This is a genomic window from Kitasatospora sp. NPDC057198, from assembly GCF_042670125.1.
Classification (GTDB): domain Bacteria; phylum Actinomycetota; class Actinomycetes; order Streptomycetales; family Streptomycetaceae; genus Kitasatospora.
Window position 1 is genome coordinate 1 of record NZ_JBHUWH010000367.1, and the last position, 8,121, is coordinate 8,121.

Genomic DNA, 8,121 nt, shown 5'->3' on the forward strand with positions numbered 1-8,121 from the left:
ACTCGGGGCCGAGCGGCCCGTCGGTCAGCGACGGGGCCGGCTCAGACGTTCTGGCAGGCGTTGCCGAACGCCGGGTTGAGCAGGCCGATCACGCTGATGGTGTTGCCGCAGACGTTGATCGGGACGTGCACCGGGATCTGGATCAGGTTGCCGGAGAGCACGCCCGGGGAGGCGACCGCCGAACCGTCCGCACCGGCACCGCCGTGCGCCGAGGCGACACCGGCGCCCGCGAGCACCAGGCCACTGGTGGCGGCGACAACGGCAGCGATCTTCTTGGCCTTCATCTGAACTGTTCCTCCTGGTCGTTTCCAGCCCGTTCCCCCGGGCTGCACACGGAAGAACGAAGCCGCCACGACCGGGATACGGGGCCGGAACCGCATTCACCCGTTGAAGTGATCAAGCGAACAGGTGATCGCCATTTCGGATGCTCGAAAGCTCTGATGCTGGACGGACTAATCCCACTTCTCCCGCCGCACCTCGCAGCCCGCCCCGTCCCGGCCCGGCCCCGCAACCGGCCCAGCCCCGCGGCCCGACCCCGGGGGCCGTCCCGCCCCGCGGTCAGGCCAGGTCGATGAACCGGTCCAGCACCCGCACGCCGAACTTCAGGCCGTCCACCGGCACCCGCTCGTCCACGCCGTGGAACATCCCGGCGAAGTCCAGCTCCGGCGGGAGCTGGAGCGGAGCGAAGCCGAAGCAGCGGATGCCCAGGTCCTGGAAGGACTTGGCGTCGGTGCCGCCGGACAGGCAGTAGGGGACGGCGCGGGCGATCGGGTCCTCGGCGCGCAGCGCGGTCTGCATGGCCTCGACCAGGGCGCCGTCGAAGCTGGTCTCGATCGCCTTGTCGTGGTGCAGGCTCTCCCGCTTCACCCGCGGGCCGAGGACGCTGTCCAGCTCGGCCAGGAACTCCTCCTCGTAGCCGGGCAGGAAGCGGCCGTCCACGTGCGCGGTGGCCTGGCCGGGGATCACGTTCACCTTGTAGCCGGCGCCGAGCATGGTCGGCTGGGCGGTGTTGCGCAGGGTGGTGCCGATCATCTTGGCGATGCCGCCGAGGATCCGCAGCGTCTCGTCCATGTCCTCCGGGTCGAGCGGGACGCCCAGCGCGTCCGAGAGCTCGTCCAGGAAGGCCCGGACGGTCTTGGTGATCCGCAGCGGGAACTGGTGCCGGCCGAGCCGGGCCACCGCCTCGCACAGCTCGGTGATCGCGTTGTCGTCGTTCGTCATCGAGCCGTGCCCGGCCCGGCCCTCGACGGTCAGGCGCATCCAGTGCATGCCCTTCTCCGCCGTCTCCACCAGGTACAGCCGGGCCCGGTCGTTGACCGTGAAGGAGAAGCCGCCGACCTCGCCGATCGCCTCGGTGACGCCCTCGAACAGCTCGGGGTGCCGGTCCACCAGGAACCGGGCGCCGTACGTGCCGCCGGCCTCCTCGTCCGCCAGGAACGCCAGCACCAGGTCGCGCGGGGGCTTGCGGCCGGTGCGCAGCCGGTCGCGGACCACCGCGAGCGTCATCGCGTCCATGTCCTTCATGTCGACGGCGCCGCGGCCCCACACGCAGCCGTCGGTGATCTCGCCGGAGAACGGGTGCACCGTCCAGTCGTCGGCGTTGGCCGGGACGACGTCGGTGTGCCCGTGGATCAGCAGGCCCGGCCGCGACCGGTCCTCGCCCTCGATCCGCACCACCGTCGACGCCCGCCCCTTGGCCGACTCGAAGACCTGCGGCTCCAGCCCGAACTCGGCGAGCTGCTCGGCCACGTACTCGGCCGCCTTCCGCTCCCCCGGACCGGACCCGTCGCCGTAGTTGCTGGTGTCGATCCGGATCAGGTCACGGCAGATCTCCGCGACCTCCGACTCGGCCGTCACCACGCGCTCGCTGCCCACGCTCATCGCTCCCACCTCGTGTCTGCCCGCCCCGGCACGGCTGCGGCCCGCGCCGCCCCGACCCCGGTCGGGGGCCGCGGGCACCGTCCCGCCATCCTCCCCCCAGCAGCCGCCCGCTCCCAAGGGCATCTCCCCCCGACACTCCTTACCGCCGCCCCCACCACCCGCTTTCGAAGCCCCGCGCTCCCCCGCGCTCCCGGTTTTGGGTCTACCAGTCGATCTTTGCTACTGTTGTCCATGTCAGCGCGGGGAACGCCCCGTGCGGACGACACCCGGTCCGGGTGGCGGAATGGCAGACGCGCTAGCTTGAGGTGCTAGTGCCCTTTATCGGGCGTGGGGGTTCAAGTCCCCCCTCGGACACCAGCGTGAAACCCCTGTTGATGCAGGGGTTTTTCTGCGTTTCCGGGCCGAGTGGCTGTCGGGGGGCGTCGCTAGGGTTCTGGCTGTCGATCATCGGACGGTCAGAGCGCGAGGGAGTGGGCTGTGCGGCGTTGGGAGCTCGTCGGGGGCGGGTCCGCGAAGTTCTGGGAGGCGGCCGTCGAAGGCGCGGCGGTGCGGGTCCGCTACGGGCGGATCGGCACCGAGGGGCGGGAGCAGCTGAAGGAACTGGCCTCCGCCGACGCCGCCGCGGCGCACTTCGCCAAGCAGGTCGCGGAGAAGGAACGCAAGGGGTACGCGGAGGTCTCCGACGGGGAGGCGCGGGAGGTCCGGGAGACCGGGGAGGTCCGGGAGGCGGGGGCTCAGGAGGCCGGGGGCGGCGGGGCGGGTGAACTGCCGGACGAGGACGCCTTCGTGCTGCCCGCCGGCTGGCGGAAGGCCGTGCTGCCGCGGCGCGGGGGGCGGGTGCCGAAGGTGGCCTGGCCCGGGTCGGAGGCGTTGGAGCGGGAGCGGCTGCGGATCGCCGACCGGGCCGGCTGGCTGGAGCAGGTGCTGGACGCGCCGGAGTCCGACCCGGAGCTGGTGCGGGCCGCGCGCGCCTACCTGGACGGTGCGCCGGACGTGCTGGGCGCGGCGGCGGTGGCGAGCATCCTGCCGGCCCCGTACCAGGCCGAAACCGCGGAGAAGGCGCTGTTCGCCGACGTCTGGACGGCCCGACACGGGCTGTCCTTCGCGGTGCGGGCGCTGGTGGAGAAGCACGCGGTGGAGGTCCACTACCTGCAGGCCGGGCGGAACGTCTCGGAGGTCGCGCTGCGCCCGCGAACCTCCTTCCCGCACCACTACGGCAACCTGTCGCTCCCGGCCGAGGACCGGCTGCGCACCCTGCTCGCCGCCGCGCCGGAGCCGGAGTACCGGGCCGCGCTCGCCGCGCTCGCCGAGCACCGGAGCACGCCCCGGCACCGGGCGCTGGCCTGCTACCTGGCCCCGGGCGTGCCCGGCTGGCTGGACGAGTGCCTCGCCGACCTGCCCTCCTACGGCACCGGCGGGCAGGAGTTGCAGCTGCAACTGCTGCACTCCCTGGACGACCCGGCGCAGGTGGAGCCGTTCCTGGACGCGTTCCTGGGGATCTGGCGCAAGGCGCCGGTGCAGCTGATCGCGACCGTCGCCGACAGCGTCGGCACGGCCGCCGTCCCGCTGGTGGGCGGGTGGCTCACGATGGCGCACGGGGCGGGCGGCACCAAGGAGATGGCCGCCGCGCTGGTGCACTTCCCGACCGACGGAGCCTTCCGGCTGCTGCTGGCCAGGGTGGGCGACAAGCACGTCCGCCCGGCGCTGCTGGAGGCCGTGCGGCGCTACCCGGTGCGGGCCGTGCGGCTGCTGGCCGAGGCGGCGGCGGAGGGCGGCCAGGGCGGGGCGGCGGCCAGGCAGCTGCTCGACACCCACCTGTCGACGTACCCGGAGCTGCTGCCGCAGGCCGCACCGCTGCTCGGCGCCGCGGCGGCCGCGCTGGCCGCGGAGCTGGCGGACGCCCCCGCGCAGGCGCCCGAGGCCGGTCCGGAGGCGCTGCCGCCGCTGCTGGTCTCGCCGCCGTGGACGCGGCCGCGCACCCGCCGCACGCCGCGGGTGGTCGAGGGCCTGCGACCGGACGGGGAGCCGCGACTGGCCTGGCGGGCGGGCGAGCGGGAGCGCTGGGCCCGGAGCGAGTTCGACGGGTGGCCGTACGAGGAGGTCGCCGACTGGGCCGTCGAGGCGAAGCAGGTGCTGGGCGGCTCCGGCAGCCTCTGGCACCCGGTCTGGATGCTGGTGCAGGGGCCGGAGGAGGCGCTCTCCCCGTTCCTCGCCGAGTGGCGTCCGGAGAACCTGCGGTTCGGCGCGGACTACCTGCTGCCGGTGATCGCCAAGTACGGTCTGGCGGCGCTGCCGGTGGCCCTGCACGCCGCCGGGGCCAAGCCCGGCACGCTGTCCCCGCTGCTGCTGCCCTTCCTCGACGTGCGGGCGGCCCGGCTGCTCGCCGCCGACATGGGACGGCTCAAGTCGGTGCACGCGGCGGCCCGTTCGTGGTTCGCCTGGCACGGGACGGCGGGCGCGCTGCTGCTCGTCCCGGACGCGGTCGGTCCGGCCGGGCGGGAGCGGGAGGCGGCCGAGCGGGCGCTGCGGCTGGTCGCGGCGGCCGACGGCGGGGCGGAGCTGCTGGCCGCGGTGGCCGCCCGCTACGGCGCCCCGGCGGCGGAGGCGGTCGCCGAGGTGCTGGCCACCGACCCGCTGGAGATCGCACTGCCGGCCCGGATGCCGGTGCTGCCCTCCTGGGCGCAGCCCGCCGTGCTGCCGCAACTCCTGCTGCGCGCACCGGCGGAGGGCGGCGCGTCGGCGGACGGCGCGTCGGTGGAGGGTGCGTCGGTGGAGGGTGCTTCGGCGGACGGCGCGTCGGCGGCGGGGGTCGAGGCGGCGCTGCCCGCGGAGGCGGTGCGGCACGTGCTGACGATGCTGGCGCTGTCCGGGCCCGAGGCGCCGTACCCCGGGCTGGCGGTGGTCGCCGAGGTGTGCCGGACCGATGCGCTGGCCGCGTTCGGCTGGGCGCTGTTCGAGCAGTGGCAGCAGGCCGGGATGCCCGCCAAGGAGAGCTGGGCGCTGTACGCGCTGGGGGTGCTGGGCGACGACACGACGGTGCGCCGGCTGACCCCGGTGGTGCGCGCGTGGCCGGGGGAAGGCGCGCACCGGCGGGCCGTCGAGGGGCTGGACGTACTGGCCGCGATCGGCACCGACCTGGCGCTGCTGCACCTGCACGGCATCTCCCAGCGGGTGAAGTTCAAGGCGCTGAAGGCCCGCGCCCAGGAGAAGATCGCCGAGGTGGCGGAGGGCCTGGGCCTGACCGCCGAGCAGCTCGCCGACCGCCTGGTCCCGGACCTCGGCCTCGACCCGGACGGCACCACGGTGATCGACTACGGCCCGCGCCGGTTCACCGTCGGGTTCGACGAGCAGCTGCGCCCGTACGTGCTGGACGCCGACGGCAAGCGGCGCAAGGACCTGCCCGCGCCGGGTGCGAAGGACGACGCGGAGCTCGCCCCCGCCGAGCGCAAGCGGTTCGCCGCGCTGAAGAAGGACGTGCGGACGGTCGCGGCCGACCAGATCCGCCGGCTGGAGGGCGCGATGGTCGCCGGGCGGACGTGGAGCGCCGAGGAGTTCACCTCGCTGTTCGTCGAGCACCCGCTGGTGTGGCACCTGGCCCGCCGGTTGGTCTGGACGGCCGACGACACCGCCTTCCGGATCGCCGAGGACCGCACCTTCGCCGACGCGGACGACGCGCCCTTCGCGCTGCCCGGCGACGCGACCGTCCGACTGGTCCACCCGCTGCACCTCGGCGCGGAGCGGGTGGCGGTGTGGTCTGAGCTGTTCGCCGACTACGAGGTGCTCCAGCCGTTCCCGCAACTCGGCCGCCCCGTCCACCGGTTCACCCCGGAGGAGGCCGCCGCCAACCGGCTGCACCGCTTCGAGGGCCGAACCGTGCCGGTCGGCCGGCTGCTCGGGCTGACCAAGCGCGGCTGGGAGCGCGGCGCCCCGCAGGACGCCGGGGTGGAGCGCTGGTTCTCCAAGCGGCTCGGCGACCGCTGCCACCTGGTCATCGCGCTCGACGAGGGCATCGCGGTGGGCATGCTGGACGAGTTCCCCGACCAGACCTTCGAGACGGTCTGGCTGGACTCCTCGCCCGGCGACCACTCGAGCCGCCACGAGTACCCGCTGCGCTACGGCGACCTGGACCCGGTCACCGCCTCCGAACTGCTCGCCGACCTGGAGGAGGTCACCGCCGGGTGACACGCCCAGGTCACGTTCCCGGCACGGCGCGAGCCGAGACGCTGCCGTGGCCGGAGCGTGACGCGGGGTCGGGACACTCGTGCCCATGCGGAACAACGGGGGGCGGGTGCTGCGCTGGGCAGGACACCCGGGGACATTGCTGTCGGTCGCGGTACTGGCGTTCAACGACCGGGTGGGCAAACGGAGTTGGCCGGGGGCGGTGACCGGCAAGGTCAGTGACGTGGCGTGGATGCTGGTCGTCCCGCCGGTGCTGGCCCTGCTGGCCTCGGCCGTGCCGCGACTGCGCGGCGAGCCTGCGGCCCGGCTCGGGGTGGCGCTGACGGCACTGACCTTCGGATTCGCCAAGTCCTCCGCCGCCGGGGCCGAACTGGCCTCCCGCTGCTGGTCGTTGCTGACGGGCGTGCCGAGCCGCACGGTCGCCGACCGGACCGACCTGCTGGCGCTGCCCGCGCTGGCGGTGGCCTGGTGGCTGTGGCGGCGCAGCGCGGACCCGCGGCCGCGGCGGCGATCGCGGCGGCAATCGCTGGTGCTGGGGCGGGCGTTGGTACTGCGGCGGGCGCTGGGGCTGCGGCAGAGGCGGGCGCTGGGGCTGGGGTCGCGGCGGGTGCTGGGGCTGCTGGCGGTGCCGCTGGCGGTGTCGGCGATGGTCGCGACCTCGGCGGCGACGCCGCCGAGACCGCGCCTGTGGAGCGAGGACGGCAAGCCGGTGCTGGCCTACAGCCAGCGCTGGAGCGACGACGTCGACGACAGTCTGCGCTGGGTCAGCGACGACGGCGGCCTGAGCTGGCGGCTCGACCCGGGCCGCGGGAAGCACTTCAAGCCGCCCGCCGACGCCCCCGCGGCCGACGCCGGGCAGTGTCTCCCCGAGCAGCCGCAGGTGTGCTTCCGGCTGCGCGGGGAGGGGTTGCCGGTGGAGGTCAGCCGGGACGGCGGGGCCGGCTGGCAGGAGGAGTACTTCCCGGCGAAGGCCCTGCGCGCCCCGACCCCCGCTCCGACGCCCACCCCGACGCCCACCCCGATGTGGCCGGGCACCGGCGCTCCCCCGTCCTCGACGCCGGAGCCGCTGACCCCGGGTGACCTGGCGCTGGCGACCGCCCCCGGCGGCGGGCACACGGTGGTCGTGCGCTACCCGGGGCTCGGGCTGCTGGTGCGGGGCACGGACGGCCGGTGGAGCGAAGTCACCCTGCCGCCGTGGCAGGAACCCTCCCGGATGGACGGCGTGAGCCGCCTGCTCGCGGGCACACTGGTGTCCTTCGTGGCGGGGGTGGCGGCGCTGCTCACCGGCCTGGGCGTGCGCCGCCTGCGCACCGCCGTCCGCCCGTTCGATCCGCCGCACCTGCCGTGGCTGCTGGCGCTGCGCTGCGCCCTGCCGTTCGGCTGGCTGGTCGCGGCGACACTGCTCATCGGCCGGGGCTGGCTGCCCTCGCTGTTCTGGCCGCTGTCCGCGGCGGCGCTCGCGGGAACGGCCCTGCTGTGGCGGCGCCCACCCGCCTCCGGCCAGGGGCCCGGAAGCACGGTGGGCATGCTGGCGGTGGCCGCCCTGGCCGGCGCCACGGCCCTGCTGAACGCGTTCTTCTCCACCGGCCTGCGCGTCACCTGGGCGGTCTCCTGCTGGTGGACGCTGGGCTACGCCCTCCTCGGCAGCCTGGCCACCGCCCTGATCGGCGCCCTGACCCGGCCCCCACACGACCCGTACCCGTCGGCGCCGGACCTCTCCGGTCGGAAGTCGGACTGACGGTTCGCGGCGCCGGGGCGGGGGCCGGGAGTTGACGCCGACAACCGGCTGTCGGAAGCCGGGCCAAAGTTCACGGCGGCGGCTCGCAACGCCAGGAGGTCGGGGGTTTGACGCCGGCAACCGGGCGCCGGAGGCCAGGGATCGCGGTTCAGATCGGTGGCTCGGGATGCCAGAGGGGGCGAGGGTTTGACGCCGGCAACCGGGCGCCGGGCCGGAGTTCGGGTCGGCGGCTCACGGCACCAGGCGGCAGAAGCTGACGCCGGCAACCGAATGCCGGGAGTCGGGAGCGGAGTTCAGGCCAGCGGCTCACGGCGCCAGAGGAT

At 74.9% G+C, this 8,121-nt stretch carries 4 protein-coding genes and 1 tRNA gene; 3 read left to right on the top strand and 2 right to left on the bottom strand.

Features of this window, described 5'->3' with window-relative positions:
* Positions 1–41: 41 nt before the first annotated feature.
* Together ACFUEL_RS30170 and ACFUEL_RS30175 are read right to left on the bottom strand one after the other, a co-directional pair.
* A complete protein-coding gene (locus ACFUEL_RS30170; protein WP_344554920.1) occupies positions 42–284 on the bottom strand; it encodes a chaplin in 243 nt (80 codons plus the stop codon).
* Positions 285–558: 274 nt separating this feature from the next.
* Positions 559–1,881: a M20/M25/M40 family metallo-hydrolase gene (locus ACFUEL_RS30175; protein WP_380239952.1), complete on the bottom strand. Its 1,323-nt coding sequence runs from the start codon at positions 1,879–1,881 to the stop codon at positions 559–561.
* 269 nt (positions 1,882–2,150) lie between these two features.
* On the opposite strand from ACFUEL_RS30175, the gene ACFUEL_RS30180 reads away from it, so the two are divergent.
* From ACFUEL_RS30180 to ACFUEL_RS30190, 3 genes are all read left to right on the top strand, one after another.
* Positions 2,151–2,238: transfer RNA gene (locus tag ACFUEL_RS30180), tRNA-Leu, on the top strand.
* Positions 2,239–2,358: 120 nt separating this feature from the next.
* On the top strand, positions 2,359–6,063 hold the full coding sequence (locus ACFUEL_RS30185) for a WGR and DUF4132 domain-containing protein (protein WP_380239953.1): 3,705 nt from the start codon (positions 2,359–2,361) through the stop codon (positions 6,061–6,063).
* An 85-nt stretch (positions 6,064–6,148) separates the two neighbouring features.
* The gene (locus tag ACFUEL_RS30190; RefSeq protein ID WP_380239954.1) at positions 6,149–7,798 is read left to right on the top strand and encodes a hypothetical protein; all 1,650 of its coding nucleotides are present in this window, start codon (positions 6,149–6,151) and stop codon (positions 7,796–7,798) included.
* Positions 7,799–8,121 lie beyond the last annotated feature (323 nt).